The sequence below is a fragment of the Rhodococcus sp. (in: high G+C Gram-positive bacteria) genome, assembly GCF_049286785.1.
Classification (GTDB): domain Bacteria; phylum Actinomycetota; class Actinomycetes; order Mycobacteriales; family Mycobacteriaceae; genus Rhodococcus_F.
The window spans coordinates 1-2424 of sequence record NZ_JBAQEO010000537.1; the positions used below are offsets into that span (position 1 = coordinate 1).

The 2424-nt window shown below is 67.3% G+C and carries 3 protein-coding genes; all 3 read right to left on the reverse strand.

Annotation, left to right across the window (positions count from 1 at the left end; translation table 11 throughout):
* Positions 1-591 (reverse strand): AMP-binding protein (locus WAW17_RS19440; protein ID WP_422334566.1); only part of this gene is annotated, 591 nt, incomplete at its 3' end.
* Positions 581-1504, reverse strand: a complete 924-nt coding sequence (locus tag WAW17_RS19445) for a VOC family protein (protein ID WP_422334567.1) — start codon at positions 1502-1504, stop codon at positions 581-583. The genes WAW17_RS19445 and WAW17_RS19440, both read right to left, overlap by 11 nt.
* A 12-nt stretch (positions 1505-1516) precedes the next feature.
* On the reverse strand, positions 1517-2424 hold a 908-nt coding region (locus tag WAW17_RS19450; protein WP_422334568.1), incomplete at its 5' end, for a fumarylacetoacetate hydrolase family protein.

The window sequence follows — 2424 nt, forward strand, 5'->3', positions numbered from 1 at the left end:
GAGCAGGATCCTCGGTTCGAGCTGGGCGAACCGGTCGCGGGCGCCGTCGGTGGAGTATTCCTGGGCACAGGATGCCCAGACCGCGCCGACTGCTGCCGAGGCGAGAAGGCCGATCACGGCGGCGGGGATGTTGGGTACGTAGGCGACGATCCGATCACCGGGTTCGACGCCCTGCTCGCGGAACCAGTGGGCCAGGGCCCCGACGCGGAGTCGCAGTTCGTTCCAGGTCAGGGTAGTGAGCGCGCCGTCCTCGCTGAGCGATTCGATGGCGGCGCCCTCCGAACGGTGTGCGAGGGCGTTGGCCGCATAGTTGGTCGTGGCGCCGGCGAACCACCGCGCATGCGGCATGCCGTCGTGGGCGTCGAGTACGCGGTCCGGTTCGCTGATGTCGAGATCGAAGAAGTCGCGGATCGACGTCCAGAACCCGGCGAGATCGGTGACCGACCATTGCCACAGCTGGCGGTATCCGTCGAACCGACGATTGTGCTCGCGTTGCAGGTAGTCGAGGTAGGCGGTGAGCCGGGACTGCGCGGTGAACTCGGGGGAGGGCACCCACAGGGCGCCCTCCCGATGGGTCGAGTCAGCCCGCATCGTGTGCACCGGTCATGTGCGCGGCCAGGTCTTCGGGCATGACGAACGATGGCGGCGGCGGCGGTCCCCAGTTGAACAGGCTCTTGGCGCCGTCCCAGATCCCCGGCTCCCACAGCGCGTCGTCGACGATGCAGTCGATATCGGAGTAGTACTCGGAGAAATTGCCGGCCGGGTCCTTCAGGTACCAGAAGAAGTTCGAGCCGACGTGGTGGCGGCCGAGGCCCCACACGTGCCGGTTCGGGTCCTTCTCGAGCATGGACATCGCACCCCGGCCGACCTCGTCGATGTCGTCGACCTGCCACGCGGTGTGGTGCAGGAAGTTCACCGGGGCCTGCTGGACGAGGATGTTGTGGTGGTCGGTCGAGCACCGCATGAACGCGGCAATGGAGGGCACCACGTCGCTGATCTTCAGCCCGATGCCGTCGGTGAAGAACTTCTGCGTGGCAGCCTGGTCGGTGGACCCGATCACCAGGTGCCCGAGGTTGCGGGGACGGACCCGCTCCTCGCGCAGGATCCCCGGGGCCCGGCCGTCGGGGCGGTCGATGCGGCCCGGACCGTTGTACGGGGTGGCCGAGGTCGGTTTCTGAACCAGGTGCGGCATCACCTCGACCACGGCTTTGAACCCGGCGATCGGTTCGAGGGCTTCGACGCGGCCGTCGCCGGCCGTGCATGCCAGATCCAGGTTCTGGATCTGGCGGGCGATCCGGTCGATGTCGTCCTGGTCTTCGGCGCCGATGGTGACCTCGAGGACCTGGCGGCGCGGAGCGTGGACCAGCCGCAGTTGTTCCCCGCCGTCGACGGTGGCGAAGCGGTTGTCTCCCAGGGGGGTGAGCCCGAAATCCTCGTAGTAGGCGGCGGTCTGGTCGACGTTGGGGACGCCGATGGTTACAGATCCTAGTCGGTGGAGTGCCATGGTGTGCTCCTGTCAGGATTCGTCGGTCGGCGGGTAAGGGGTGCCGGTGCGGCAGGTGGAGGTGATGGTTCCGATGCCCTCGACCCGGGTTTCGAGGATGTCGCCGTTGCGGAGGAACACCGGGGGTTTGCGGGCTCCGCCGACGCCGGACGGGGTGCCGGTGAAGATCAGATCGCCGGGCAGCAACGGCAGGATCGCCGACAGCTTCGCCACGATCTGCGGCACGGAGAAGATCAGATCGTCGGTGCGTCCGTCCTGCATGATCTGCCCGTTGATCGAGCATCCGCTCCCGAGATCGTCGCGATGATCGAGTTCGTCGGGGGTGACGATCCACGGCCCGGTCGGGGAGAAACCGGGGAAGGACTTGCCCAGGCTGAACTGCGGGGCCGGGCCGATCAGCTGGCGGGTGCGCTCGGAGATGTCCTGACCGACAGTCAGCCCGGCGATGTGGTCCCACGCCGCGGACTCGGGTACCCGGTAGCTGTAGCGTCCGACGACGGCGACCAGTTCGGCCTCGAAGTCCACTGTGTCCGTCGGCAGTTCGAGCACGGTATCCGGTCCGGTGACCGAGCTGGGGAACTTGGTGAACACTGCGGGCTCGGTCGGCTCGTCCAGGCCACTCTCGCGGGCGTGCTCGGCGTAGTTGAGTCCGATCGCGAAGACCTGCCGAGGCTGCGGGGAGGGTGCCTCGAGTTTGCTGCGGTCGAGTTCGAAGCCCTCGGTCAGGTTGACGGTCTGCGCCCATTCAACGAACTCGTCCCACTCGCCGTAGATCCGGTTCGGTTCGTCGGCGAACTTGCCGTTGCTGGCGTCGGCGACGTAGACGGCGCGGGTGCCGTCGGTGACGACGGCCCGGCCTGCGAAGTTGGCGAATTTCACTGCTGTGCTCCCAAGTCGGTCGTGGCCAGGATGCGTTCGAG

What these genes read in the sequence shown, in the direction of transcription:
- WAW17_RS19445 (WP_422334567.1), bottom strand. Translation starts at nt 1,504, where the DNA reads ATGGCACTCCACCGACTAGGATCTGTAACCATCGGCGTCCCCAACGTC.